Raw genomic sequence first — 26363 nt, 5'->3', positions numbered from 1 at the left:
GGAACTAAACAGAGCGGACCGCGCTGTCCGACCGTCTCCAAGGATAGGTGTCCGTGGAGACGCGCAGGTTGGCGGGCTCTTGCCGCCGGGCAGTGCACTGCCATACTTACGATGCCGTAGGTTACGGAACCGTAGGAACCTGCGGGAAGCCGTACGAGGTTGTACGAGCCGACTTCTCCTCGTGTTCGCCGCGACCCGGCAACCTGACACAAAACCCTCGAACCCCACAGGGGACGCCCCATGACCTCGAGCTCCGACGTGATCGACGATGCCCCGCAGCGAGCGGACGGCTCTCCACTTCCCTCCGCGACGCTCGGCGGCGAACGCAAAGGTTCGCTGGAGCAGCTCGCCCTTCTGTTGTTCATCGTCGTCCCGTTCCTGGCACTGCTCGCGGCGGTGCCGCTGGCCTGGGGATGGGGTGTGAGCTGGCTGGACATCGGGCTGCTGGTGCTCATGTACTACGTCGGCTGTCACGGTGTCACGATCGGTTACCACCGGTATTTCACGCATGGCTCGTTCAAGGCGAAGCGTCCGTTGCGGATCGCGCTGGCGGTCATGGGGTCGCTGGCGGTGGAGGGTCCGCTGGTGCGCTGGGTGGCGGACCATCGCAAGCACCACAAGTTCTCGGACGCGGAGGGCGACCCGCACTCGCCGTGGCGGTACGGGGAGACGGTTCCGGCGCTGATGAAGGGCCTGTGGTGGGCGCACATCGGCTGGATGTTCGACGAGGAGCGGACTCCGCAGGAGAAGTACGCGCCGGATCTGATCAAGGACGGGGCGATCCGGGTCATCTCGCGTCAGTTCATCGTGTTCACGGTGGTCTCGCTGGCCATTCCGCCGCTGGTGGGCGGGCTGGTGACGATGTCCTGGTGGGGTGCGTTCACGGCGTTCTTCTGGGGTTCGCTGGTACGGGTGGCGTTGCTGCATCACGTGACGTGGTCGATCAACTCGATCTGTCACGCGGTCGGGAAGCGTCCGTTCAAGTCGCGGGACCGGTCCGGCAACGTCTGGTGGCTGGCGGTGCTGTCGTGCGGCGAGTCCTGGCACAACCTGCACCACGCGGACCCGACGTCGGCGCGGCACGGCGTGGAGCGGGGTCAGCTGGACTCGTCGGCGCGGTTCATCCGGTGGTTCGAGATGCTCGGGTGGGCGTACGACGTGCGCTGGCCGTCACGCTCGCGTATCGATTCACGTCGTAACACGGGTGAGGGCGGCTCTCGACAGGGGAAGGCGACCGCCGAGGCGGCATGATTGACGGCGTGGCGACCGATCCCAGCAGTACCTCCAGTCCCAGCGGTGAAGCGAAGCCGCGGCGCGCGCGACGTACCCGGATGACGGGGGCGGAGCGCCGGCAGCAGCTGCTGGAGATCGGGCGCACCCTGTTCGCGGCGAAGGGTTTCGAGGGCACGTCGGTGGAGGAGATCGCGGCGAAGGCCGGGGTGTCCAAGCCGGTGGTGTACGAGCACTTCGGCGGCAAGGAGGGGCTGTACGCGGTGGTGGTGGACCGGGAGATGCGCCGTCTGCTGGACATGGTCACGTCGTCGTTGACGGCGGGCCATCCCCGCGAGCTGCTCGAACAGGCGGCCTTCGCACTCCTGGACTACATCGAGGAGTACACGGACGGGTTCCGCATCCTGGTCCGCGACTCCCCGATCCCCCAGTCGACGGGTTCCTTCGCCTCGCTGATCTCGGACATCGCCACCCAGGTGGAGGACATCCTGGGCCGTGAGTTCAAGAACCGCGGCTTCGACCCGAAACTGGCCCCGCTGTACGCCCAGGCCCTGGTGGGCATGGTCGCGCTGACGGGCCAGTGGTGGCTGGACGTCCGCCGTCCGAAGAAGGCGGAGGTCGCCGCGCATCTGGTCAATCTCTCCTGGCACGGTCTGGACGGCCTGGAGGCCAAGCCCCACCTGATCGGGCGCAGGAAGAGCTGAGTCCCGCCCTCTTTCCCGATCAGGTGCCTTCCTGATCAGGCGCCTTTCCTGATCAGGTGCCTTTCCTGGCCACCGCGAAGAGGCGGCGGAACGGCAGGACCGTGCCGTGTTCCGTGCTCGGGTAGGCCTCGCGGAGCAGGTCGCGGTAGGCGGTGACGAAGGCGTCGCGGGCTTCGGGGTCGTCGGCCAGGGCGTCGAGGACGGGGCGCAGTCCGGTGCCCTTGACCCAGTCGAGGACGGGGTCCTGGCCGGGGAGGACGTGGAAGTACGTGGTCGTCCAGACGTCGGGCGTGCAGCCGAGGCGGGCCAGGCGGTCGAGGTAGACGGCGGGCGCGTGGACGGAGTCCTGGCGGCGCAGCACCTCGCCGAGCCGGTTCTTCCAGCGGGGTGTGTGGCCGAGTTCGCGCATCAGGGCGTGCAGGGGCGCGTCGATGTTGTGGGGGACCTGGAAGGCGAAGGCGCCGCCGGGGGCGAGGCCGTCCAGCCAGGCGGGGAAGGCGTCGAGGTGGCCGGGGACCCACTGGAGGGCGGCGTTGGAGACGATCAGGTCGTAGGTCGTCTCCCCCGGCGTCCAGGTGGTCAGGTCGGCGTACGCGAAGTCGAGGTGTGCGCCGGCGTGCGCTGCGGCGTCGGCGAGCATCCGGGGTGAGTTGTCGTAGCCGGTGATGCGGGCGGTGGGCCAGCGGTCGGCGAGGCCGGCGGTGACGTTGCCGGGGCCGCAGCCGAGGTCGGCGATGCGGGGCGGGTCGCCGGGCAGGGCGGGGACGCGGGCGAGGAGGTCGGCGAAGGGGCGGGCGCGGTGGTCGGCGTGCCTCAGGTACTGGGCGGGGTCCCAGGAGGGGTTGGTCGTCATGGCTGCCCACTCTCCCCCTCAATCTCTCTCGACGTCAAGAGACTCGACATCAAGAGACTTCATGTCGACACAACCACTACACTGATCGTCATGGAGGACGAGGTCGATCGGCTGGTCGCAGCGTGGCGCCGGGAGCGCCCGGACCTCGACGTGGAGCCGCTGGAAGTACTGAGCCGGGTGAGCAGACTGGCCCGGCACCTGGACCGCGCACGTCGGCTGGCGTTCTCCGAGCACCAACTGGAGCCCTGGGAGTTCGACGTGCTGACGGCGCTTCGGCGCGCGGGCGGGCCCTACCAGCTCTCGCCGGGGCAGTTGCTGACGCAGACGCTGGTGACGTCGGGCACGATGACGAACCGCATCGACCGGCTCACGCAGAAGGGCCTGGTGGAGCGGCTGCCGGACCCGAACGACCGGCGCGGTGTGCTGGTCCGCCTCACGGACGACGGCAAGGACCGCGCCGACCAGGCGCTCGCCGGACTGCTCGACCAGGAGCGGGCGATCCTGGCCGAGCTCTCCACTTCCCAGCGCGGCGAACTGGCGGGCCTGCTACGCCAGCTGACCGCCCCGTTCGACAACATCCCCGGCTAGATCGACGGGCCCCACGCCCGCCCTGCGGGCGAGGGCGACGGCGGCGAGGGTGGAGTGGACGCCCAGTTTGCCGAGGACGTTCTGCATATGGGTGCGGACGGTGTGCGGCGAGAGGAACAGCCGGTCGGCGACGGCCTTGCGGCCGAGCCCCGCGACCATGCAGCGCAGCACCTCGCGCTCCCGCGGCGTGAGGGACTCCACCAGCCGCTCGCTCTCGGTGCGGTGCTTGCGCGCGGCCGTCAGCTCCCGCAGGACGCCGGTGAGCAGGGCCGGAGGCAGATGGGTCTCCTCGCGCAGCACCCCGCGGATGACGGTCAGCAGCCGGGACAGCGAGCAGTCCTTCGCCACCCAGCCGGACGCCCCGGCCTGCAGGGCGAGGGCCGCGCGGCGCGGGTCGTCCTTCTCGGCGAGGACGACCGTGCGGACATGGGGCTGGATGCCGCGAACGCCCGCGACCAGCGAGATCCCGTCGACGAGGCCGTCCTCTCTCACCTCCTGCACGGGCACGGCCGGCCGTATGTCCGGCAGGCTGCCGCCCAGGTCGGCGTCGACCAGCAGCACGTCGTACCGGCGCCCCTCGGCGACCGCGCGCTCCAGGCTGCGCAGCGCCGCCGGGCCGCTGCCGGCCGCGGACACGTCGACATCGGGCTCGGCTGCCAGCGCCGCGGCGAGCGACTCGGCGAAGATACGGTGGTCGTCGACGACCAGAACTCGGATGCGAACCACGAAACCCCCTCCCCCAAGCTCCTTGACAGAGCAGGGGATACCCCAAGGTCCGGAGACGGAGAACGGAGACCGGCGCGGGTACGACGCCCGGAGGGGGTGCCATGTCCGCACGGCCGCCGCCGTGCAGAGACTGCTACCCCCACCGCGGGCGTCGTACCCGACTGTCTCGCCCCCTGATCAGCACCGGCCCCCACCGATGCTGCTCATCAGCGTAGGGCCGCCGGCTGACAGCGGAAGGAAAATTGCAGAACTGGTTGGCCAGCGCGTTTATGGTGTGCCGCATGTTTCGTCTTGAGACAGAAGTCGACAGGACTCGACGCGATCTTCTCCGTTCGCGGCTCCTGGCCACCAACACCGAGGCGTCGCCGGTGCTGCGCGCCCTGCGCGGCACCCCCGCCGAACGCGAGCACCCGCTGCACGTCTGGGCCTCGGATTCCGCGGGCGAGCTGGCCGGCGGTCTGGTGGGGCACACCTGGACGACCTGGCTGCACGTCACCTACCTGTGGGTCGACGCCCGCCACCGGGGCGCCGGTCTGGGCTCCCGCCTGCTCGCGCAGGCCGAGCGCATCGCCCGCGACGAACGGGGCTGCGACCGCGTCCGCCTGGAGACGTGGGACTTCCAGGCCCCGGAGTTCTACAAGAGGCAGGGCTACGACGTGGTGTGCGTGATCGAGGACTATCCGCCGGGCCTCACGGAGTACACGCTGACGAAGCGGCTGGACTGAGCCGCCTCGTCAGCTGCACGTACTCGGAGACGCTCAGCTCACCCGGCGCGCGCCCGCCGCGGGCACCGCCTCGAACACCCGCGGGGCCTTGAAGCCGGCCGCGGCGAAGGCGTCCTCGACGCCCTTGGTGACGGTCTCCACGTCGGACTCCTCGACCAGCACGATCGCCGAGCCGCCGAAGCCGCCGCCGGTCATACGGGCGCCGAGGGCGCCGCCGCCGAGCGCGGTGTCCACGACGAGGTCCAGCTCGGCGCAGGAGACCCGGAAGTCGTCCCGCAGGGAGGCATGGCCCTCGGTCAGGATCGGGCCGACGGCGCGGGTGTCGCCGCCCGCCACCAGGAGGGAGACGACGCGCTCGACGCGCTGGTCCTCCGTCACCACGTGCCGCACCAGACGGCGGACCTCCTCCTCGTCGCCGAGCCGGGCCAGGGCCGCGTCCAGGTCGCCGTAGGGGATGTCGCGCAGGGCGTCCACGCCGAGCAGCGCGGCGCCCTTCTCGCAGCCCGCGCGGCGCTTGCCGTACTCGCCGCCGCTGTGCGCGTGCGTGACCTGGGTGTCGACGACCAGCAGGCGCAGGCCCTCGGCGGCCAGGTCCAGGGGGATCTGCTTCTGGGACAGGTCGCGGGTGTCGAGGAACAGCGCGTGGCCGGCCTCGCAGCACGCGGACGCCGTCTGGTCCATGATCCCGGTGGGGGCGCCGACGTACACGTTCTCGGCGCGCTGACACAGCCGGGCGAGCTGCCAGCGCTGGAGCCCGAGCTCGAACAGGTCGTTGAGCGCGAGTGCCACGACGACCTCCAGGGCCGCCGAGGACGACAGGCCCGCGCCCGACGGGACCGTCGAGGCGAGGTGGACGTCGGCGCCGGTGACCTGGTGGCCGGCCTCGCGCAACGCCCACACGACGCCGGCCGGGTACGCCGTCCAGCTCTTGTCGGACTCGGGGGCGAGGTCGTCCAGCCGCAGTTCGGCGACGCCGGCGTCGAGGTCGGCCGAGTGCAGCCGCAGCACGCCGTCCGTGCGCCGCGACACGGCGGCGACGGCGGTGTGCGGCAGCGCGAAGGGCATCACGAAGCCGTCGTTGTAGTCGGTGTGCTCACCGATGAGGTTGACGCGGCCGGGGGCCGCCCAGACGCCCTCGGGCTGCGTGCCGTAGAGCGCGGCGAAACCGTCCCGCACTTCCTGTGCCCCCATTTACCGCTCCCTTGCGATGTGCTGCGCGAACTCCCACGCGTCCGCGACGATACCCGCGAGATCCGCGCGGGACGGGTTCCAGCCGAGCCGCTCGCGGGCGGTCTCGGCGGAGGCCACCAGGGTCGCGGGGTCGCCGCCGCGGCGCGGGGCGGCCACCTCGGGGATCGGGTGCCCGGTGACCTGGCGGACGGTCTCGATGACCTCGCGGACGGAGAAGCCGTTGCCGTTGCCGAGGTTGCAGATGAGGTGCTCGCCGGGCTGCGCGGCGACGACGGCGAGGAGGTGCGCCTCGGCGAGGTCGGCGACGTGGATGTAGTCGCGGATGCAGGTGCCGTCCGGGGTCGGGTAGTCGTCGCCGAAGACGGAGACGGCCTCGCGGCGGCCCTGCGCGACCTGGAGGACGAGCGGGATGAGGTGCGACTCGGGGTCGTGCCGTTCGCCCTGCGCGCCGTACGCGCCGGCCACGTTGAAGTAGCGCAGCGAGACGGCGCCGAGCCCGTGGGCGGCGGCCTCGCCGGTGATCATGTGGTCGACGGCGAGCTTGGAGGCGCCGTAGGGGTTGGTGGGCCGCGTCGGCGCGGTCTCGACGATCGGGACTTCCTCGGGCTCGCCGTAGGTCGCCGCCGTGGACGAGAAGACCAGCTTGCGCACGCCCGCCTCGCGCATGGCGCCGAGCAGCGCCATGGTGCCGCCGACGTTGTTGTCCCAGTACTTCTCCGGCTTGACGACGGACTCTCCGACCTGCGAGAACGCGGCGAAGTGGAGCACGGCGTCGAAGGAGGCGTCGAGGTGCTTGGCGGCGTCGCGGATGTCGCCCTCGACGAAGGTCGCGTCCGCGGGCACGCCCTCGCGGAAGCCGGTGGAGAGGTTGTCCAGGACGACGACCTCGTGCCCCGCCTCCAGCAGATGCTGGGCGACGACGCTGCCGACATATCCGGCACCGCCGGTGACCAGGTACTTCCCGCTGCTGCTGCCGCTGCTCATGAACTCGCTACCTCTCGCAGTCGCTCGGCCGCGAACTCCGGCGGCACGTCGTTGATGAAGACGTTCATGCCTGATTCGGAGCCCGCGAGGAACTTCAGCTTGCCGGAAGTACGGCGGATGGTGAAAAGCTCGAGGTGGAGCGCGAAGTCGTCCCGGTTGACGCCCTCGAACTCCTCCAGCGCGCCGAACGGCGCCTGGTGCCAGGCGGCGATGTACGGCGTCGAGGGCTCGTTCTCCCCGAAGATCCGGTCGAAGCGCCTCAAGAGTTCCAGATACACCTTGGGGAACTCTGTGCGCGCGTCCTCGTCGAGCCCGAGCAGGTCGGGGACCCGCTTCTTCGGGTACAGGTGCACCTCGTAGGGCCAGTGCGCCGCGTACGGCACGAACGCGACCCAGTGCTCGCCCTCCAGGACGACGCGTTCGCCTGCGAGTTCGCGCTCCAGGACGGCGTCGAAGAGGTTCTCCCCGCCGGTCGCCTCTTTGTGCGCCGCGGCCGAACGCAGCATCAGCGCGGTGCGGGGCGTGGTGAACGGGTAGGCGTAGATCTGCCCGTGCGGGTGACCCAGCGTCACACCGATCTCGGCGCCGCGGTTCTCGAAGCAGAACACCTGTTCCACGGAGGGCAGATGCGACAGCTCGGACGTCCGGTCCGTCCAGGCCTCCAGGACGAGCCGCGCCTGCTCCTCGGTGAGGTCGGCGAAGGACGCGTTGTGGTCGGAGGTGAAGCAGACCACCTCGCAGCGCCCGGAGTCGCCGGCCAGGGAGGGGAAACGATTCTCGAACACGACGGCGTCGTACGAGGAGTCCGGGATCTCGCTGAGCCGGTCGCCCTGCGAGGGGCAGAGCGGGCACTCGTCGGCCGGCGGGTGATAGGTCCGCCCCTGCCGGTGTGAGGCGATGGCGACGGAATCGCCGAGCAGCGGGTCGCGCCGTACCTCCGAAGTGGTGACGGTGCGCTCCAGCGGACGCTTGTCCACCGCGTCGCGCACGGTGTCGTCCCGCAGGTCGTAGTAGATCAGCTCACGACCGTCGGCCAGTCGGGTCGAGGTCTTCTTCACCGCGGCACTCCATCCGTACACCAAGCGAAGCGTCAAACAGAACCAAACACATAAAACCATAAACCCGCACGCGAGTCACCATCACAACCGAACAAAGAACACCAAACGAAGTGAGCAGTGCATGCGAACCCCCACATACCTGGCGGCTGAGCTACGGCTGCCGACGAACTGGCTCGACTACCTGATCCTCGGCATCTACTTCGTCGTGGTCCTGGGCATCGGCTTCGCCGCCCGACGCTCGGTGAAGACCAGCCTCGACTTCTTCCTCTCCGGCCGCTCGCTGCCCGCCTGGATCACAGGCCTCGCGTTCATCTCGGCCAACCTGGCCGCCACCGAGATCCTCGGCATGGCCGCGAACAGCGCACAGTACGGCGCGTACACCGTCCACTGGTACTGGATCGGCGCGATTCCCGCGATGGTGTTCCTGGGCCTGGTGATGATGCCGTTCTACTACGGCAGCAAGGTCCGCTCGGTGCCGGAGATGCTGCTGCTGCGCTTCGACAAGGCGGCGCACCTGCTGAGCTCGGCCCTGTTCGCCTTCGCGGCGATCCTGATCGCGGGCGTGAACCTGTACGCGCTGGCGATCGTGGTCGAGGCGCTGCTCGGCTGGCCGCAGTGGGTGGCGATCGTCGTGGCCGGCGCCTTCGTGCTCGCCTACATCACGCTCGGCGGTCTCTCCTCGGCGATCTACAACGAGGTGCTCCAGTTCTTCGTGATCCTCGCCGCCCTCATCCCGCTGTCGGTGCTGGGCCTGAAGAGCGTCGGCGGCTGGGACGGTCTGACCGACTCCCTGACCGCGACCCACGGGGACGACTTCGTCAGCGCCTGGGGCGGCACGGGCATCGGCAGCGACAACCCGCTGGGGGCGAACTGGCTGACGATCGTGCTGGGCCTGGGCTTCGTGCTGTCCTTCGGCTACTGGACGACGAACTTCGCGGAGGTGCAGCGGGCGCTCTCGGCGAAGAACCTGTCGGCGGCCCAGCGCACGCCGCTCATCGCCGCCTACCCGAAGGTCTTCATGGTGTTCCTGGTGATGATCCCGGGCCTGGTGGCGGCGGTCCTGGTGCCGAACATCGGCACGGCGGAGTCCGACCTCCAGTACAACGACGCGATCCCCTACCTGATGGAGCAGCTGCTGCCGAACGGGGTGCTGGGCATCGCGGTGACGGGCCTGCTGGCGGCGTTCATGGCGGGCATGGCGGCGAACATCTCGTCGTTCAACACGGTGTTCACGACGGACATCTGGGCGAAGTACGTGGTGCTGGGGCGGGAGGACGCCTACTACGTCCGCTTCGGCCGCCTGATCACGGCCATCGGGGTGGCGGCCTCGGTGGGGACGGCGTTCCTGGCCTCCTCCTTCTCGAACATCATGAGCTACCTCCAGACCCTGTTCAGCTTCTTCAACGTGCCGATGTTCGTCGTCTTCATCGTCGGCATGTTCTGGAAGCGGGCGTCGAAGAAATCGGGGTTCTGGGGCCTGCTCGCGGGCACGACGGCCGCGATGGTCAACTACTTCGTCCTCTACAAGCAGGACATCATCGGCATCCCCACCGACCAGGGCGCGAACTTCGTCTCCGCGATCGCGGGCTTCGTGGCGGGCGCGGTCGTGATGGTGGCGGTGTCCCTGTTCACCGCGCCCAAGTCGGACGAGGAGCTCCAGGGTCTGGTCTACGGCACCGTCTCCCCCGGCATGGCCGAGCCGCCCGCGGCGGGCGACGACGCCTGGTACCGGCGTCCGGCACTGCTGGGCTGGGGCGCGGTGATCCTGGCGGCCGTCTGCTACATCCCGTTCTCGTTCTGAGCCCGGTCGCGAATACCGCGGGAGACTGGAGAGACCATGTCCGAGCAATTCGAACCGTCCGAGCGCGCCGAGGCTGCCGAGCGGCTGCGGCGGGCCGGGTACTCCGAGGCCGACCTCCAGCGGGAGGTCACGGCACTCGAGGAGAAGTCCGCGACCGCGGCCCGCATCTTCGACCTGCGCCGGATCATCGGCGGCCTGTTCGTCGTCTACGGCGTGATCGTCACGATCGCCGGGATCACGGACAGCGACGCGGAGATCGACAAGGCCCAGGGGATCAACATCAATCTGTGGACCGGCCTGGGCATGCTGGCCCTGGGCCTCTTCTTCCTGGCCTGGCTGAAGCTGCGGCCCACCGCGCCGGTCACCCCGACCCTGCCGCCGGAGGCGGTGGGCGGGAAGCCCCCGCAGGGCGAGTAGCGGCGCGGGGCGAGTAGCGGCGCGGGCCGCGGCGTGAGCCGGCTCCGGGATCCGAGGCATCGGATCCCGGAGCCGGCTCAGTTCGCTAGTCTTCCCGGCTGGCGACGTTCGCGTTGACGGCGTCGTCCCCGTTGTTGCAGATCTGCTGGGTCGCGTCCTGGTTCGACGAGAGGCCGAGCAGCGGGAGGTTCAGGTTCGGGATGTTGATGAGACCGAACGAGATGTTCTGCACGTGGTTGGCACACTCCCGGGAGTCGCCGTCCGCGCCGGAGGCACCGGCGGAGGCGAATCCGGCACCGGCCATGCCGAGGCTGGCGACCATGACGGCGACGACAGCGGTGTTGCGAAGCTTGCGCATTACATTCCCTTTTCGTCTGAGCGGCATGTTCCGTTACTGAACGAAACCGTACGATTACACACCGTATGTGCCGATTATCTGTCCCGCACCTCCGCCACGCGTTTGCCTACGCCGCGTTGAGTTCGCACCACACGAGCTTGCCGCGGTGCCCCATCCGGGACAGCGGCTGCCAGTGCCAGAGATCCGAGCAGGCCCGCACCAGCCCCATGCCCCGTCCGCGTTCGCGTTCCGCGTCCGCGAGCTCCTCCAGCCTGCGGGGCGGGTCGGGCGGCTCAGGGTCCGCGTCCCACGCACCGATCTGCAGGACGCCGTCCCGGAAGCGGAGGCGCAGACAGGCGGGGCCTTTGGTGTGCAGGACGGCGTTGGACATCAGCTCGGAGGCGAGCAGCTCGGCGGTGTCGACGAGGTGGGCGAGGCCGTGCAGGGTGAGGACCAGACGCAGAGTGCGACGGCAGACCGTGACTGCGCGGGGGTCGGCGGGGATGTAGAGGGAGTACTCCCAGGGGGCGGCTTCGGACATGGGTCGGCTCCAAGTAGGCGGGATACAGGGCGCGGTGGCAGTGCCGCAGCCGCCATGGCAGGACGGGGCGGTGCGCTTCCGCAGTGTGCGCGGCGCATCACTGACGGTATTTCCTAACATTAGGAAGCCGCAAGCGGCTGGCCTATCCTGACCCTCGAACGAGGTACGTCCCCAGGGCAGTTGAGACGAGGAGGTGCGCGGTTTGCCGCCCAAGAGGCATCTCACGGCCCGCAGGGTGCGACTGGGCGCTGAACTGCGCAAACTCCGCGAGGCAACGGGCATGAAGGCCCGGGAGGCAGCGGCCTTGCTCGGTGCGGACGCGGTCCAGATGAGCCAGATCGAGTCCGGCGTCGCGGGCGTCAGCGCGGAGCGCGTCCGCCGCCTGGCGGCCCATTACGCCTGCGCGGACGAGGCGTTGATCGAGGCCCTGATGGCGATGGCATCCGATCGAACGCGCGGCTGGTGGGAGGAGTACCGGGGTGTCCTGCCGCCGGTGAACCTGGACTTGGCCGAGATGGAGCACCATGCGACGTTCCTGCGTGAAGTCGCGATCACCTACGTTCCCGGACTCTTCCAAACCCCTGACTACGCCCGAGCCGTCTTCGCGTACATGCGTCCAGAGCTGCCCGAGAGCGAGTTGGCCCCCAGGGTGGAGCACCGTATGCGGAGGCAGGCTGTCATCGAGGATGACAACCCCACCTCGTACGAGGCGATCGTCCACGAGTTCGCCCTGCGCATCCGCGTGGCCGACCGGCACGTTTCCCGTGCTCAACTCCTTGGAATCCTGGAGCGCATCGAGCACGAACACATCACCATGCGCGTCATCCCCACCGACCAGGACGGCTTCGGTGGTGCTGGAGCCTCGATGGTGTACCTGGGTGGTCCGGTGCCCCAACTCGACACTGGGCTACGGGAAGGCGCGACCGGTACCGCGTTCATCGACGCAGAGCCTCAGCTGAATACGCTTCGAACGCTTTTCCGTAAAGTGGAGAACGTGACGCTGGACCCCGGAGCGTCCCGAGATTTCGTCCACCACCTGTCGAAGGAACTGTGAGGCGCACCCCATGGCTCAGCCCCTCCACTGGCAGAAGTCCACGTTCTCGGGTGGTGCCGAGGGCAACTCCTGCGTCGAACTCGCCGCCACCCCCGCCAGGCTCCACCTCCGTGAGAGCGACGCCCCGGCCACCGCCCTCACCATCACCCCCGCCGCCCTCGCCCACCTCCTGGCGGGCATACGCGCCGGCGTTACCCGGTAGCCGTCGGATTGCCACTCGCGATCTCGCCGCTGCGGGCCGCCGTCACCAGGGCTGCCGCCAGCGGGAGGGACCAGAACAGGAGGTGGGTCGACGCAGGGTAGTCGGCGAGGGAGTAGCCGTCCCCGCGGAGGAAGACGAAGGAGAGCGTCGCCAGCGGGAGACCTGTGGTGAGCGCCGCCAAGAGGCCCCTCGACAGGGGGTGGGATAGCAGTCGGCGGGGTGCCACGGCCAGGACGAGACCCGTGGCGGCGCCCAGGGCGGGGCACACCGTCATGCAGGCCAGTGCCGCGCCCGCGCCGATGCCCAGGATCGCCCAGAACGTTCCCCGCATGTCGCCGACCAGGAAGACGATCGCCGTCACCAGACACAGCGTGCCGGCGACGCCCGCCGGCCATGCGCCGATCAGCGCGCCCAGGCGTGCGCCCCGGCGTACGACGTCTCTCATGCGTGGTCCTCCAGGTCGCGGGGGGTGCGGGGCAGTGCGCCCGCTCGGTCCAGGAGGCCGGTTCGGGCCGCCAGGGCCGCCGCTTCCAGGCGGGAGCCCACGCCGAGCTTCATCAGGACCCGCTGGACGTGGGTGCGGGCCGTGGAGGGGGCGATGCCCATGCCCGCGGCGATCAGCCGGGTGTCCTCGCCGTCGGCGACGCGGACCAGGACCTCCACCTCGCGCGGGGTGAGCATCTGCAGCAGGCGCTGGCCCTCGTCGTCCGGTTGGGCCGCGGGGTTGAGGAGCTCGCTGAACGCTCCCTGGAGCAGTTGCGGGGCCACCGCCGCCTCGCCCGCCCGCGCCTTCATGATGGCGCGCTCCACGCCCTCGATCCGCTCGTCATGGCGTACGTAGCCGGAGGCGCCGGCCGCGAAGGCCGATGCGATGCCGCGCGGGCTCGGCACCGGACCGAGCACCAGGACCGCCACCTGCGGACGCTCCCGCTTGATGCGGACCACCGGGTCGAAGATGCCCGGCTCGGCCGGGGTCGCCGTGCCCAGCAGGCACACCTCCGGGGCACGGGTGATCACCAGCTCCGCCGCTCCCGCGGTCGGCGCCGCCGCGGCGAGCACCCGGTGCCCCCGCAGTTTGAGTGCCGAGGCCAGTGCCTCCGCGAGCAGGCGGTGGTCGTCGACCACCATCAGCCGCACTCCCATCGAGCAACCCCCCAGTCCCCCCACGACAAACAAAGGGTGCCCCCCGGCACCCCGTTCTTCATGCCCCCGGAAGCTACACGCTTGTTCGACGTTGCGCTCCCCCTACTCGTGAGAAGTGCCCCGGATCGTCGAAATTCCTCACATTCGAGGGTCATGGGCGGTAAGTGCACGGCCCCGCCCCTGAGCAGGGACGGGGCCGCGGCCACGATTAAGACGATCAGCGGACGATCGACGGCTCACGATCAGCTGCCCGCGCCGAACCCGATCGCCAGGTACTGCGGGTCGCCGCCCGAGGTCGCGCCGTCGTCGGCGTACACCTCCGACATGAACAGTCGGCCCTGGACGAAGAGGACCTCCGAGTACTCCGGGGACAGGGTGGTCTCCAGGTCCCGCACGGAGTCCGTGGACGGGTTCTGCAGCAGCACGGTCTCCTTGAAGGTGCCGCCGTCGACGCTGACGACCTGGCCGCCCTTGTCGTACGGCGGCCGCTTGTAGGCGATCAGATTGTTGCCGTCCATGCGCAGCGGGAAGATCGTGTAGCCGTCGCCGGCGTCCGCGCGCTGGCCGGTCTGCTTGCCGGTGGCCAGGTCGAAGGCGATGACCTCGTTGGTGCGGCTGTACTCGCCGGTGCCGTCGTGCTCCTCGGTGGGCACATAGATCCGGTCGTTGCCGACGGCGAGTCCCTTGCAGTCCTCGACCTTGGTGATGCCGTCGCAGTCGGCCGCGTAGTCGTCGCCCGGCACCGAGATACGGGTGCGCAGCTTGCCGGTCTTGTTGTCGATGGAGAAGAAGTCCGAGATGCCGCTGCCGTCACCGGCGCTGTCGCCGACGTCGGCGGCCACCACCAGCGGCTCGGTGGACACCACGGACGCGTAGTCGATGCCCGTGGCCAGCTTGTACTCGGAGATCACCTTCCCGGAGACCGGGTCGATGGTCTGGATCTGCAGCTCGGGGTTGTCGTAGTCGCCGCACTTGCGCACCGCCACCAGCTTCGGGCCGCCGCCGTAGCCGGCGTCGTAGCAGGTGTCGGCCGGCTTCGGCGACCACAGCACCTTGCCGGAGTCGATGTCGAAGGCGGCGCCGCCGTCCGTGCTGCCCAGGGCCACCGTGTTCGCGCTGACCGTGACGTTCTCGAAGTCGATCGCATAGTCACCGGAAGTGACCGTCTTCGTCCACAGCTGCTTGCCCGCAGCCATGTCGATCGCCCCGATCTGATCGCACCGGGCCGTCTCCGCCGCGCTCGCCTGGAAGACGATCGCGGTGCGGTGGTCGTCGGTGGCGAACTTGCTGGTCTCGCACACCGGGCCCGGCAGCTTGATCGACCAGAGCTTGGTGCCCTTGTCCAGGTCGTAGCCGACGATCTCGCTGACGCCGGTCTTCACATAGGCCTTGTCGGTCACCCAGGAGCCCTTGACGCCGACGCTGTCGTCCTTCTTGACCACGGGCATCGGAATCTTGAAGAGCAGCGTGGAGGCGGGGTCGGCCGGCACCTTCTCGCTGCCGCCGGAGGACGTGCCGCCGGTGCCGCCCGAGTCGCCCTTGTCGTCTCCGCCTCCGGTCGGACCGGCGGAACTGGTCTCTTCCTTCTTGCCGTTGTCGCCGGACGCGTACCAGATGCCGCCGCCGACGATCAGCGCGATCGCGACGACCGCGGAGACGATGATCAGCACCTGCGCGTTGAGTTTCTTGCCTCCGGGGCCCGGCCCCTGGCCCGGCCCGCCGACCTGGCCGTACATGGGCACGGTGGGCTGCCCCGGATAGCCGGGACCCGGCTGCCCCGGGTACCCCGGCTGCCCCGGATACCCGTAACCGGGCTGCTGCCCGTACGGACCGGGCTGCTGAGGCTGCCCGTAGGCCGGGGCGCCCGGCTGCTGAGGCTGCGGAGCCGGGTACCCGTACCCGGGCGCGGGGGCCGCGGCCTGCGGGTAGCCGTAACCCGGCTGCGGCTGCGGCGGCCCGGCCGGGGCCACCGCCGGAGCCCCGAAAGCAGGCGGAGAAGCCTGCGGAGGCTGCCCGGGCGCTTGCGGGGCCTGCCCCGGGGCCTGGGGTGCCTGGGGTGCCTGGGGCGGCTGGCCCGGGGCCTGCGGGGCCTGGCCCGGAGCCTGGGGGTAGCCGTAGCCCGGGGCCGGGGCCGGGGGCTTCGCCAGGTCAGGGGCGGGGGGCTGGGGCGCCGCATCCGCCGGGACGACGTCCGCGGGGACGGCGTCCTGTGGGGGCGGCGGCGGGCCGAACCCGCCCTGCTGCGGAGGCTGCGGAGGCTGGGCAGGCTGCTGCGGGGGCTGGTTCGGGGGCGGGGGCGGCGGCTGGGTCATGGTGTGGGTACCTCGGGAGAACGCTCGAAAGCTCGGGAGACGGGGGCTGGACGACGGCGGTTCGCCTCACTTGCCGTAGGCGAGCATCAGCTTCTCCTTCGTGTCGTCGTTGCCCGTCAGCCGGGTGGAGGAGAGGTAGAAGCGCCCGTCGACCCAGTCGAGGTCACGCGAGTAGAAGCCGTCCTCGATGTCGGCCGTGCTCTCGGGCAGTTGCAGCAGCTTCGTCGTCTTGTGCGCGGACCCGGCCGTCGGGATCGACACCACCTGACCGGCCGCGTCGTACGACGGCTCGACGTACGCGACGAGGTTGCCGCCGTCGACCTTCACCGGCAGCATCGCCTCGTCGGTCGGGGAGGTCACCCGCCACTTCTCCTTGCCGGTGGACAGGTCGATCGCCACGATCTCGTTGGGCCCGCTGCTCGCCTCGGTCGGCAGGTACAGCGTGTTGGCATCGGAGGCCGTGCCCACACAGCCGGTGAGGTCGCGCTGCAGGAAGCTGGAGTCGCAGTCGGGGGCGAAGTCCTCGTCGAAGCCGACCTGCGAGCGGTACGAGCCGTCCGGCTTGAACGTCGAGATGTTCCAGGTGTTCTTGTCCTCGTTGGTGCTGTAGACGACCAGCGGGTCCACCGAGTACGTCTTGGCGACCGTCCATCCGGTGTCGAACTTCTGGGTCCACCTGACCTTGCCGGTCGCCGGGTCCAGCTCCTGGATCTCGTCGTGCTCGGTGGCCTCGGTCGCGTCGCAGGACGCCACCGCGATCAGCCGGGCGCCGCCCGCGAACGCGGTCGGGAAGCACGCGTCGCCGTACTTCTGCTTGTCGTACAGCTTCTTGCCGGTGCGGACGTCGTACGCCGTCCCGGACTGCGAGCGGCCCACCATCAGCGTGTTGCCGGTCAGCGACAGCTCGATCGTGATCGCGCTGTCGAACAGCGCGCCGTCCGCGACGACGCCCTTCCAGCCCTTGGCGCCGGTCTTCAGGTCGATCTGCTGGAGCTGGTTGCACTTGGCGCGGTCGCTGGTGCCGCTCATGTACGCCACGACGACCTTGTCGTCCGCCGTCTTCTGCGGGGTGACCGCGCAGATCTCCTGCGGGAAACTGACGGCGTCCCAGGTCGGCCTGCCGTCACCGACGTTGTACGCGACGACGTCCTTGTAGGCCGCCTTCACGGCCGCCTTGGACGTGATCCACATGCCGGGGGCGTCGGCGCCGGACGCGGGCGCGTCGGGCGCCTCCTTGTACCAGAGCACCTTCGCCTCGCCGGCCTGGCGGCCCGCGTTGAAGTCCTCGGTGTCCTCGCCGCCGTCGCCGCTGCCGTCGCCGGGGTTGACCGGGCCGCCGCTCGACGTGGCCGTGGCCTTGCCGTCGTCGCTGGGCCCGGCGACCGGCTTCTTGCCGCCGTCGTCGCCGCTCGTGACCGCGAACACCAGCCCGCCGATCACCAGCAGCGCCGCTGCCGCCGCCCCGACGACCAGCGCGGGCCGCCCCTTGAAGGGGTTGCGCCCGCCGGGCGGAGTCGCACCGGGACCACCGGGAGCACCGGGTGCGCCCGGGAACTGGGGCGGCTGCGGGTAGCCGTAGCCGGGCTGCTGGCCGTAGGGGCCGGCGGGCGAGCCGTACGGGCCCGGCTGCGAGCCGTAGGGGCCGGGCTGCGGAGCGTAGGGACCCTGTTGCGGGGGCTGCCCGTAGGGTCCGGGCTGCTGCGGATAGCCGTACCCCGGCTGAGGCGGCTGCGCGGGCGGGCCCTGGGGCGGCTGCGGCGGCTGCGCGGGCGGGCCCTGCGGCGGTGGCGGCGGCATCTGCGGTGCGCCGAAGCCGCCTTGCGGCTGATCCTGTGGTGCTGCTCCGAAACCACCCTGCTGCGGCGGCTGATTGGGCGGCTGAGCCATCAGCGTGTTCCCCCTATGTCACTGTTTTTTAGCCACGCCCCCAGGTCAGTGACCCACCCGGAGCCGTCTTCAGAAAGTTCTCAGACGGCTCTTTCTATCACCCGCAACTGACGGCTCCCGGGGCCGATCCGCCCCTGTTCCCAAGGGAGGACCGGCCTGTGATGCCGTCGTTATGCGCCTTCACGCACCCTTCACGCGTCCTCGGCGAGTTCCAGCCACCGCAGCTCCAGTTCGTCGCGCTCACCGACCAACGCCCGCAGCTCGGCGTCGAGTTTGGCGACCTTCTCGAAGTCGGTGGCGTTGTCGGCGATCTGGGCGTGCAGCTTGGCCTCCTTCTCCGAGACCTTGTCCAGCTGCCGCTCGACCTTCTGGAGCTCCTTCTTGGCGGCGCGCTGGTCGGCGGCGCTCTTCTCGGCCGCGGGCTTCGGCGCACCCGCCGGCAGGACGGTGGCGGCCGCGGCCTCCTCCATGCGCTGCCGGCGCTCGATGTACTCGTCGATGCCGCGCGGGAGCATCCGCAGGCTGGAGTCGCCGAGCAGCGCGAAGACCCGGTCCGTCGTCCGCTCGACGAAGAACCGGTCGTGGGAGATGACGATCATCGAGCCGGGCCAGCCGTCGAGGAGGTCCTCCAGCTGGGTGAGGGTCTCGATGTCGAGGTCGTTGGTGGGCTCGTCGAGGAAGAGGACGTTGGGCTCGGCCATGAGCAGCCGCAGGATCTGCAGACGGCGGCGCTCACCGCCGGACAGGTCACCGACCGGCGTCCACTGCTTGTCCTTGTTGAAGCCGAACGTCTCGCACAGCTGCCCGGCGGTCAGCTCGCGCCCCTTGCCGAGGTCGACGCGCTCGCGCACCTGCTGGACGGCCTCCAGGACCCGCAGGTTCGGGTCGAGTTCGCCGACCTCCTGGGAGAGGTAGGCGAGCTTGACGGTCTTGCCGACGACGACCTTGCCCGCGGCGGGCTGCGTCTCGCCCTCGGTGCGGGCGGCGTCGGCCAGCGCGCGCAGCAGCGAGGTCTTGCCCGCGCCGTTGACGCCGACCAGGCCGATGCGGTCGCCGGGGCCGAGGTGCCAGGTGACGTGCTGGAGCAGCACCTTCGGACCGGCCTGGACGGTGACGTCCTCCAGGTCGAAGACCGTCCTGCCCAGACGCGAGGAGGCGAACTTCATCAGCTCGCTGCTGTCCCGGGGCGGCGGCACGTCCGCGATCAGCTCGTTGGCGGCCTCGACGCGGAAGCGCGGCTTGGACGTCCGCGCGGGGGCGCCGCGGCGCAGCCAGGCCAGCTCCTTGCGGACCAGGTTCTGCCGCTTGGTCTCCTCCGTGGCGGCGATGCGCTCACGCTCCGCGCGGGCGAAGACGTAGTCGGAGTAGCCGCCCTCGTACTCGTGGACGTCACCGCGCTGGACGTCCCACATGCGCGTGCAGACCTGGTCGAGGAACCAGCGGTCGTGGGTGACGCACACGAGCGCGGAACGGCGCTCGCGCAGATGCCGGGCGAGCCAGGAGATGCCCTCGACGTCGAGATGGTTGGTCGGCTCGTCGAGCACGATCAGGTCCTGCTCCTCGATGAGCAGCTTGGCGAGCGCGATCCGGCGGCGCTCGCCTCCGGACAGCGGCCCGATCACGGTGTCGAGCCCCTGCGGGAACCCGGGCAGGTCGAGCCCGCCGAACAGCCCCGTCAGCACGTCCCGGACCTTGGCGTTGCCCGCCCACTCGTGGTCGGCCATGTCCCGGATGACCTCGTGCCGGACGGTCGCGGCGGGGTCGAGGGAGTCGTGCTGGGTGAGCACGCCCATGCGCAGCCCGCCGGAGTGCGTGACCCGTCCGGTGTCGGCGTCCTCCAGCTTGGCGAGCATCCGGATCAGCGTCGTCTTCCCGTCGCCGTTACGGCCGACGACACCGATCCGGTCCCCTTCGGACACGCCGAGCGAGATGCCGTCGAGCAGTGCACGGGTCCCGTACACCTTGCTGACGTTCTCGACATTGACCAGATTGACGGCCATTTCTCTCCTGCCCGGGGGGATCGATCGACCCTCCAGGGTAGTCCGGCGCGAGACAGTGCCGTTCAGGCGGCCGTTTCAGCCCGTCCGGCGCTTGAGGACGAGGCCCGTTCAGGGCCGAAGCGGGGGCCTGGGGGCGGCAGCCCCCGGCACCGCCACACCCACCGGCTAGCGACCGGGCAGCAACCCCGCCGCGGGAGCCAGCCCCCGCCCCCCGGCCGCATGCGGCATGTCGTCCCGCAACAACGCCTCAGGGATCAGCACCGCCGCGGTGACACCCCCGTTCGGCGAGGAGCGCACCTCCACCCGCAGCCCCTGCCGCTCGCGCAGCCGGTTCACCACGAACAGCCCGATCTGCTTGGCGTCCAGAAGGTCGACCTTCTCGGACTGGATCTTGCCGTTGGCGTCGGCGAGAGCCTCCTCGTTCATGCCGAAGCCGCTGTCCTCGATCTCGACGAGCACGCCCTCCCGCATCCGGGCGGCCCGCAGCTGGACCTTGGTGCTGGGCGGCGAGAACGAGGTCGCGTTCTCGACGAGCTCGGCGAGCAGATGGATCACGTCGGCGACCGAGCCGCCCACCAGCGACACGCGCGGGGTCGCCCAGGTCTGCACGCGCTCGGCGCCCTCGATCTCCGCTACGGCGGCCCGCAGCACGTCCGCCAGCGGGATCGGGTCGCGCCAGCCGCGGCCGGGGGCGATGCCGGAGAGGATCAGCAGGCTCTCGGAGTGGCGGCGCATCCGGGTGGCGAGGTAGTCGACGCGGTAGAGGTCGTGCAGCTCGGCCTGGTCGTGCTGGCGGCGCTCCATGGCGTCGAGCAGGTCGAGCTGGCGGTGCAGCAGCACCTGGCTGCGGCGGGCCAGGCTGACGTACACCCCGGAGATCCCGCTGAGCAGCTCGGCGCGCTCGGACGCGGCCTTGAGCGCGGCCCGCTGGACGGCGGTGAGGGCGGTGCCGACCTGGGCGAGTTCATCGCCGGCGAGGCGGCGCATGGGGGCCTCGGCGTCGATGTCGACGCCCTGTCCGGCGTGCAGCTTGCGCATGGCCTGCGGCAGCCGGTGGCCGGCCACCTCCAGCGCGGAGTTGCGCAGGTCCAGCAGTTCGACGATCAGGCCGCGGCCGACGATCACGGAGACCAGCAGCGACAGCAGCACACCGACCAGACCGAGCACCACGGCGATCCCGGACGCGCCGAGGGTGTCCCAGCCGAACGGGTCGGCCTTCGCCGTCTCGCCCGTGCCGGCGCCGTCCTCGGCTGCGGTGAGTCCCTTGAGGACGCCGGACACGGCCGCGTCCCAGCCGGTCAGCGCGGACGCCGACACGGCCTTCTCGCCGGGGCCCGCGGTCCGCACCGCGTCCTCGACGCTCCGCACGCGCGCGTACGCGTCGGCGTCCAGTACCTCCGCGTACGCCGGCCGGTGTGCGGCCTGGAGGTCGGAGACGCCGGGGGCGAGCAGTTCGCGCTGGGTGGCGACGGCGCCGACGAACAGCGCGTACTCGTCCTTCGTGAGCTTTCCGCGGACCTGCGCGGCCCCCAGCAGCGCCTGTTCCCGGGCCACCGCCTCGCGGGCCCGGCCCAGTTCGAGCAGGACGCGCGCCTCGGACGCCGAGTCGGTGGTGTCGTCGCCGGTGAGCGCGCCGATCGCGGCGAAGCCGTGCTGGACGATCGCCGAGTACCGCGTGTAGGCGACGGAGGCGGAGGCGCTCTTGGCGGTCGCCTCGTCGCGCAGTGCGGTGAGTCCGCCGGCGTCGGCCTCCAGGGCGTCCAGCCGCTTGGGGAGCGTGGTGTCGAGGAGTGCGGCGTCGGAGCTGGAGGAGTTGATGCCGTCCACCAGGTCGGCGGCGGCCTCGTTGGTGACCGTGCCGGCCTTGCGGAAGGCGTCGGGTGCGTCCGCGTACCGCATGGCGGCGGTCCGCTCGGCCTGCAACGCGTTGATGAACTCGCCGACCGGCTGGAGCAGTTCGGCGTTGACGTCCTTGGCCCGCTCGGTGTCCCCGATGCTGGAGGCGGTCGTCACCGCCGCGAAGCCCCACAGGGCCATGAGGGACACGACGGGAAGCATGAGCAGGGCGACGATCTTCGCCCGCACCGATCTCGGGCGCAGACGGGCGGATGTGCGGAGGATGCGCATGGTGCCTCGTTGGGTGAGGTGAGGTGGGGTGGCGATGCGGGGGGGGGCGGGCGCGGTGTCCCGTGGAGGCGTGTGACAGGCGTGGGCACCGCTCGGGACCGGCGCGTGCGCATGCCGTTCACGCCTCCCCCCGCTCGGGGTACGGCCGGTGACCGGAGGTCAGGCGGCGGTCGGTTGCGCGCACCGGGCGGACGGCTCCGCGCGCACGCCCGCGCCTGTGCCCGCGCGCACGCCGGTCGGCGTGAGCGCGCGGGCCTCGAACACCGCTCAGGCCGTGGTCAGTTCGACCTGGCGCAGGAGTTCCGCGGCGACGGCCGCCTCGTGGCGCTTGCCGGTCGGGGAGAGGGCGACGTACGCGGAGGTGAGGAAGAGGAAGGAGCCGAGCACGACGGCCAGCGGGAAGATGAACTCCGTGGCGGTGGCGCCGGGCAGGGCGGCGCTGCTGGGGGCGAGGTTGATGCTGACGGCCCACATCGCGGTGTAGTGCATGCTGCTGACCGCGAGCCCCATGACGAGGGCGGCGACGGCGGCCAGCACGGGGCCGCGCACGATCAGGGTGAGGGTGAGCGCGGCGGTCGCGGCGACGACGGCGATCGCGACCGAGGCGATGACCAGGGTCGGGTCGTAGCCGACCCGGCCGTGCAGGTTGAGGGCGGCCATGCCGGTGTAGTGCATGGCGGCGACGCCGAGCCCGGCGCCGAGGCCGCCGAGGACGACCGACGTCACGCGCGAGCGGCCGTAGCCGGCGGTGAAGACGCCGGCCGCGACCACGCCGACGGCCATCAGCAGGCTGAGAACGGTGAGCGGGACGTCGAAGCGGATCGGGGTGCCGTCGACGCTGAAGCCCAGCATGGCGATGAAGTGCATCGTCCAGATGCCGGAGCCGATGGCGAGGGAGGCCAGCAGGAGCCAGTTGCGTTTGGAGGCGCCGTCCGCCTCGAGTGCCCGGACGGTGCAGCGCAGTCCGAGCGCCGAGCCGACGCAGGCCATTGCATAGGAGAGGACGGGGGTGACCCATCCGGCGCTGAAGTGATCCATGTGCCCCATGGGGACTTCCTCTCGGCCGTGGCGCGAACAGGGCGCGCGCACGCGGTACCGCCGGTAACAGCAGACGGGGGTTGGCTGATCATGCCATCCGCCCCTGAGACACAGACGGCGCGAAAGGGACCATGGAGACCATGTCGAACATCGAGTTTCCGTGACGTGGGTTACACCTCCGAACGTATAACCATGCAGGTCAAACGCATTCTTCACACCCTCCCCGAGCCCTTCACCTCGCCCCGCTCGTACCTCCACATCGCATCCACAAGGTCTGCATCCGGCCATCTTTCGGCATCGAGCGGTCGCAGTCGGCGCGCGGCCTCCGCACAGCGCGGATCACCGCGCAGCGCGAGCCCGCGGGCGGCGTGCACCCGGGTCTTGCGCAGTTCGTCGTCGCCGAGTCCGGCGAGCACGTCGGTGAGACCGGGCGCCTCCCCGCGACAGTGCGCCAGCCAGTAGACCGCGCGTTCGCGCACGGCGGGATCGGGGTCCCGCGCCAACGCGAACACGGCGTCCAGCTTGTCCCGGGGCATGGCCGTGAGCTCGTAGCGCAGGGTCTCGACCGCCTCGCGCCGCACCCGCGGATCCGGATGCCCGACGTACGACAGCCCGACGGCGTCGATCTCGTCGGAGCGGTCCGAGCCCCCCGACTCCTCGCTCAGCCCGCTCAGCACCTGGGCGAGCACCTCGGGGTCCCGCTCCTCCCGGGCCCAGGGCAGGAACACCTCGGACGCCTCCTTCTCGACCACCGTCGAGGACCGCGGGAACATCCCGCCGAACCCGATGACGAGGCACCGCAGCACATCCGCGGCGAAGAGCCGGCGCAGCCGGTCGGGATGATCGCGCAGCGCCTCGGCGGCCGCCCAGTCCTCGGCCCCCAGACAGCCGGCGAGGCGGATCACCACATCGGTCCAGACCCCGTGGTCCCGGTCCGGACGGGTGAGCGCCCGCGCGAGCAGCTCGTCGAACGGCACCGGCATCCGGAAGCGCTCCTCCAGCACGGTCAGGACGCCGAGATGGCCGTCCCACACGGTCCGGCCGCCGAGCGAGAAGCTCTCGTAGCAGGAGGCGCGCAGGGGCTCCTCCCACACCCGCCGCCGTTCGACCGGCCCGTCCGCGCCCGTGCTGCGGCGCAGCTCGGCCTCGATGTCGGCCTCGGCCCAGTACCGGGCGCGGGCGAGCAGTGCGGCGCGGGCGTCGGCGTCGAGGAGCACGGGCTCCGGCAGCAGCCGACCGGTCATCGTGGACGAGCCGCCGTCCACCGCCCGGGTCAGCGCGGTGTCGCCGCCGGGCAGTCCCGGATCCCCGCCCGGCACCCCGTCCAGCGGGCGCAGCGGATCGGCCCCGGCGTCCAGCAGCGCCTCGGCGACCGGCTCGTCGTACGCGGCCACGGCCAGACAGAGCAGCGGAACACCGTCCGCGGGATCGCGGTGCTCGGGGTCGCCCCCGTCGTCCAGCAACCCCCGCACCGCGTCCGCGTCCCCCCGCCGGACCGCCGCGACGAGTTCGACCGACCCCATGTACGCCCACCTCCCCCACGCCGGTCCTCTCGACGGACCGACAGCCGGGGGATCCTAGAGCGCGCAGGCCCTCGGAGGCAGCCGAATTACCGGCCGCCGCCCTCGACCACCGCCGCACCCGGCGCCGGGCCCGACGCCACGCGCACGCTCCTGCAGGTGCCCGAGACGGTCAGCGCTTGCGCGATCTTCGCCGCGGAGGCGGCATCACGGGCGAGGTGGGCGGTGGTCGGGCCCGAGCCGGAGACGAGAGTGGCGAGGGCGCCGGCCGCACGGCCCGCGGCGAGGGTGTCGGCGAGTTCGGGGAACAGGGACAGGGCGGCGGGCTGCAACTCGTTGGAGAGGGTGGCCGCGAGGGCGTCGGGGTCGCCCTTGGCGAGGGCGTCGAGGAGGTCGCGCGAGGCGATCGGCTCGGGGATGTCCCGGCCCTGCGCCAGCCGGTCGAACTCCCGGAACACCGCAGGCGTCGACAGCCCCCGCTCGGCCACCGCGAACACCCAGTGGAAGGCGCCGCCGACCTCCAGCGCCGTCAGCTTCTCGCCGCGCCCGGTGCCGAGGGCGGCGCCGCCGACCAGACTGAACGGCACATCGCTGCCCAACTCGGCGCAGATCTCCAGGAGTTCCTCCTGGGACGCGCCCGTGCCCCACAGCGCGTCGCAGGCGACCAGCGCGCCCGCGCAGTCCGCGCTGCCGCCCGCCATGCCCCCGGCGACGGGGATGTCCTTGGCGATGTGGAGGTGCACGTCGGCCGCGCGGCCGTAGCGCCCGGCCAGCGCGATCGCGGCCCGCGCCGCCAGGTTCGTGACGTCCAGGGGGACCTGGTCCGCGTCCGGGCCCTCGCAGGTGACGCGCAGTCCGTCGGCCGGGGTCACGGTGACCTCGTCGTACAGACCGACCGCGAGGAAGACGTTCGCCAGGTCGTGGAAGCCGTCCGCGCGGGCGGCGCCCACCGCGAGCTGCACATTGACCTTGGCGGGCACCCGTACGGTGACGCTCACTCGGAGTCCTTGTCCTTGTCCTCGTCGATCTGCTTGTCCTCGTCGATCTGCTTGTTCTCGGCGATGGCGGCGAACTCCTCGACCGAGAGGGCCTCGCCACGGGCCTGCGGGGAGACGCCGGCCGCCACCAGGGCCGCCTCCGCCAGCGCGGCGGAGCCCGCCCACCCGGCGAGCGCGGCCCGCAGGGTCTTGCGGCGCTGGGCGAACGCCGCGTCGACGACGGCGAAGACCTCGCGCCTCGACGCCGAGGTCTTGATCGGCTCGGCCCGCCGCACCAGCGACACCAGCCCGCTGTCGACGTTCGGCGCGGGCCAGAAGACATTGCGGCCGATCGCGCCGGCCCGCTTGACCTCCGCGTACCAGTTCGCCTTGACCGACGGCACGCCGTACACCTTCGAGCCGGGCCCGGCGGCGAGCCGGTCGGCGACCTCCGACTGAACCATGACGAGGGTCCGCTCGATGCTCGGGAACGTCTCCAGCATGTGCAGCAGCACGGGCACGGCCACGTTGTACGGCAGGTTCGCGACCAGCGCGGTCGGCGCGGGCCCCGGCAGCTCGGTCACCTGCATCGCGTCGGAGTGCACCAGCGCGAAGCGCTCCGCGCGCTGCGGCATGCGCGCCGTGATCGTGGCGGGCAGCGCGCTCGCCAGGACGTCGTCGATCTCGACGGCCGTGACCCGGTCGGCGGCCTCCAGCAGCGCGAGGGTGAGGGAGCCGAGCCCCGGGCCGACCTCGACGACCACGTCGTCGGGCCGGACCCCCGCGGTGCGGACGATCCGGCGGACCGTGTTCGCGTCGATCACGAAGTTCTGGCCGCGCTGCTTGGTGGGCCGCACGCCGAGGACGGCCGCCAGCTCACGGATGTCGGCGGGGCCCAGAAGGGCGTCGGGGGCGGGGCTGGTACTCACGGGACAAGGGTACGGGGCC

Annotated in this window: 25 protein-coding genes; 8 read left to right on the top strand and 17 right to left on the bottom strand. The window is 71.0% G+C overall.

The window, feature by feature from the left end:
- The first annotated feature begins 240 nt into the window (after positions 1-240).
- Positions 241-1251 (top strand): acyl-CoA desaturase, encoded by a 1011-nt coding sequence (locus ACWD4O_RS32115; RefSeq protein ID WP_451285262.1) that lies wholly within the window; start codon positions 241-243, stop codon positions 1249-1251.
- On the top strand, positions 1248-1934 hold the full coding sequence (locus tag ACWD4O_RS32110) for a TetR/AcrR family transcriptional regulator (protein WP_358803359.1): 687 nt from the start codon (positions 1248-1250) through the stop codon (positions 1932-1934). The genes ACWD4O_RS32115 and ACWD4O_RS32110 overlap by 4 nt, the downstream gene beginning before the upstream one ends.
- Positions 1935-1986: 52 nt before the next feature.
- On the opposite strand, the gene ACWD4O_RS32105 is transcribed toward ACWD4O_RS32110, so the two are convergent.
- On the bottom strand, positions 1987-2787 hold the full coding sequence (locus ACWD4O_RS32105; protein ID WP_451285260.1) for a trans-aconitate 2-methyltransferase: 801 nt from the start codon (positions 2785-2787) through the stop codon (positions 1987-1989).
- Between the two features lie 90 nt (positions 2788-2877).
- Here ACWD4O_RS32105 and ACWD4O_RS32100 point away from each other — a divergent pair, with 90 nt between their 5' ends.
- A complete protein-coding gene (locus ACWD4O_RS32100; RefSeq protein WP_351919425.1) occupies positions 2878-3375 on the top strand; it encodes a MarR family winged helix-turn-helix transcriptional regulator in 498 nt (165 codons plus the stop codon).
- Here the strand turns inward: ACWD4O_RS32100 and ACWD4O_RS32095 are convergent.
- Positions 3334-4101: a response regulator transcription factor gene (locus tag ACWD4O_RS32095; RefSeq protein WP_351919423.1), complete on the bottom strand. Its 768-nt coding sequence runs from the start codon at positions 4099-4101 to the stop codon at positions 3334-3336. The genes ACWD4O_RS32100 and ACWD4O_RS32095 overlap by 42 nt on opposite strands.
- Before the next feature lie 269 nt (positions 4102-4370).
- On the opposite strand from ACWD4O_RS32095, the gene ACWD4O_RS32090 reads away from it, so the two are divergent.
- Positions 4371-4826, top strand: coding sequence for a GNAT family N-acetyltransferase (locus ACWD4O_RS32090; RefSeq protein WP_451285440.1), 456 nt, complete (start codon positions 4371-4373; stop codon positions 4824-4826).
- A gap of 33 nt (positions 4827-4859) precedes the next feature.
- Here the strand turns inward: ACWD4O_RS32090 and galK are convergent, their stop codons facing one another.
- Genes galK through galT form a run of 3 tightly spaced genes read right to left on the bottom strand, consistent with a single transcriptional unit; the run spans position 4860 to position 8059 of the window.
- The gene (galK, locus tag ACWD4O_RS32085; protein WP_451285258.1) at positions 4860-6017 is read right to left on the bottom strand and encodes a galactokinase; all 1158 of its coding nucleotides are present in this window, start codon (positions 6015-6017) and stop codon (positions 4860-4862) included.
- Positions 6018-7001, bottom strand: coding sequence for a UDP-glucose 4-epimerase GalE (gene galE, locus ACWD4O_RS32080; RefSeq protein ID WP_451285256.1), 984 nt, complete (start codon positions 6999-7001; stop codon positions 6018-6020). It lies immediately after the preceding gene.
- On the bottom strand, positions 6998-8059 hold the full coding sequence (gene galT / locus ACWD4O_RS32075; protein ID WP_451285254.1) for a galactose-1-phosphate uridylyltransferase: 1062 nt from the start codon (positions 8057-8059) through the stop codon (positions 6998-7000). Before galT ends, galE begins: the two co-directional genes overlap by 4 nt.
- A gap of 121 nt (positions 8060-8180) precedes the next feature.
- Between galT and ACWD4O_RS32070 the strand changes: the two genes are divergently transcribed.
- Entirely contained in the window at positions 8181-9860 is a 1680-nt protein-coding gene (locus ACWD4O_RS32070) for a sodium:solute symporter family protein (protein WP_451285252.1), read from the top strand.
- Between the two features lie 36 nt (positions 9861-9896).
- Positions 9897-10277 carry a hypothetical protein gene (locus ACWD4O_RS32065; protein WP_451285251.1) on the top strand — a complete coding sequence of 127 codons (381 nt, stop codon included), beginning with the start codon at positions 9897-9899 and terminating at the stop codon, positions 10275-10277.
- A gap of 85 nt (positions 10278-10362) precedes the next feature.
- On the opposite strand, the gene ACWD4O_RS32060 is transcribed toward ACWD4O_RS32065, so the two are convergent.
- Positions 10363-10635 carry a hypothetical protein gene (locus tag ACWD4O_RS32060; RefSeq protein ID WP_451285249.1) on the bottom strand — a complete coding sequence of 91 codons (273 nt, stop codon included), beginning with the start codon at positions 10633-10635 and terminating at the stop codon, positions 10363-10365.
- A 106-nt stretch (positions 10636-10741) separates the two neighbouring features.
- Entirely contained in the window at positions 10742-11155 is a 414-nt protein-coding gene (locus tag ACWD4O_RS32055) for an ATP-binding protein (RefSeq protein WP_451285247.1), read from the bottom strand.
- Positions 11156-11390: 235 nt separating this feature from the next.
- Here ACWD4O_RS32055 and ACWD4O_RS32050 point away from each other — a divergent pair, with 235 nt between their 5' ends.
- Both ACWD4O_RS32050 and ACWD4O_RS32045 read left to right on the top strand, forming a co-directional pair.
- Positions 11391-12209, top strand: coding sequence for a helix-turn-helix domain-containing protein (locus ACWD4O_RS32050; protein WP_451285246.1), 819 nt, complete (start codon positions 11391-11393; stop codon positions 12207-12209).
- A gap of 10 nt (positions 12210-12219) precedes the next feature.
- On the top strand, positions 12220-12411 hold the full coding sequence (locus ACWD4O_RS32045; RefSeq protein ID WP_451285244.1) for a DUF397 domain-containing protein: 192 nt from the start codon (positions 12220-12222) through the stop codon (positions 12409-12411).
- Here ACWD4O_RS32045 and ACWD4O_RS32040 read toward each other — a convergent pair.
- The 10 genes from ACWD4O_RS32040 to rsmA all read right to left on the bottom strand — a co-directional run bounded on the left by ACWD4O_RS32040 (position 12401) and on the right by rsmA (position 26344).
- Positions 12401-12856, bottom strand: coding sequence for a hypothetical protein (locus ACWD4O_RS32040; RefSeq protein WP_451285243.1), 456 nt, complete (start codon positions 12854-12856; stop codon positions 12401-12403). The genes ACWD4O_RS32045 and ACWD4O_RS32040 overlap by 11 nt on opposite strands.
- Positions 12853-13554, bottom strand: coding sequence for a helix-turn-helix transcriptional regulator (locus tag ACWD4O_RS32035; RefSeq protein ID WP_351914428.1), 702 nt, complete (start codon positions 13552-13554; stop codon positions 12853-12855). Before ACWD4O_RS32035 ends, ACWD4O_RS32040 begins: the two co-directional genes overlap by 4 nt.
- A 242-nt stretch (positions 13555-13796) precedes the next feature.
- On the bottom strand, positions 13797-15866 hold the full coding sequence (locus ACWD4O_RS32030; RefSeq protein WP_451285240.1) for an outer membrane protein assembly factor BamB family protein: 2070 nt from the start codon (positions 15864-15866) through the stop codon (positions 13797-13799).
- Positions 15867-15932: 66 nt separating this feature from the next.
- On the bottom strand, positions 15933-17753 hold the full coding sequence (locus ACWD4O_RS32025) for an outer membrane protein assembly factor BamB family protein (protein WP_451285238.1): 1821 nt from the start codon (positions 17751-17753) through the stop codon (positions 15933-15935).
- Between the two features lie 191 nt (positions 17754-17944).
- A complete protein-coding gene (locus tag ACWD4O_RS32020) occupies positions 17945-19753 on the bottom strand; it encodes an ABC-F family ATP-binding cassette domain-containing protein (RefSeq protein WP_451285237.1) in 1809 nt (602 codons plus the stop codon).
- A gap of 165 nt (positions 19754-19918) precedes the next feature.
- Entirely contained in the window at positions 19919-21880 is a 1962-nt protein-coding gene (locus ACWD4O_RS32015; RefSeq protein WP_451285235.1) for a sensor histidine kinase, read from the bottom strand.
- 267 nt (positions 21881-22147) lie between these two features.
- The gene (locus ACWD4O_RS32010) at positions 22148-22927 is read right to left on the bottom strand and encodes an MHYT domain-containing protein (protein WP_451285233.1); all 780 of its coding nucleotides are present in this window, start codon (positions 22925-22927) and stop codon (positions 22148-22150) included.
- A 203-nt stretch (positions 22928-23130) separates the two neighbouring features.
- Entirely contained in the window at positions 23131-24441 is a 1311-nt protein-coding gene (locus ACWD4O_RS32005) for a HEAT repeat domain-containing protein (RefSeq protein ID WP_451285231.1), read from the bottom strand.
- 86 nt (positions 24442-24527) lie between these two features.
- Positions 24528-25436, bottom strand: coding sequence for a 4-(cytidine 5'-diphospho)-2-C-methyl-D-erythritol kinase (locus ACWD4O_RS32000; protein ID WP_451285229.1), 909 nt, complete (start codon positions 25434-25436; stop codon positions 24528-24530).
- Positions 25433-26344, bottom strand: a complete 912-nt coding sequence (gene rsmA, locus ACWD4O_RS31995) for a 16S rRNA (adenine(1518)-N(6)/adenine(1519)-N(6))-dimethyltransferase RsmA (RefSeq protein WP_451285227.1) — start codon at positions 26342-26344, stop codon at positions 25433-25435. The genes ACWD4O_RS32000 and rsmA overlap by 4 nt, the downstream gene beginning before the upstream one ends.
- Positions 26345-26363: the final 19 nt, after the last annotated feature.

The organism is Streptomyces sp. NPDC002623 (assembly GCF_053592635.1).
Note: the sequence above shows the minus strand (reverse complement) of the source record. Positions and strands in the feature narration are given on the sequence as shown.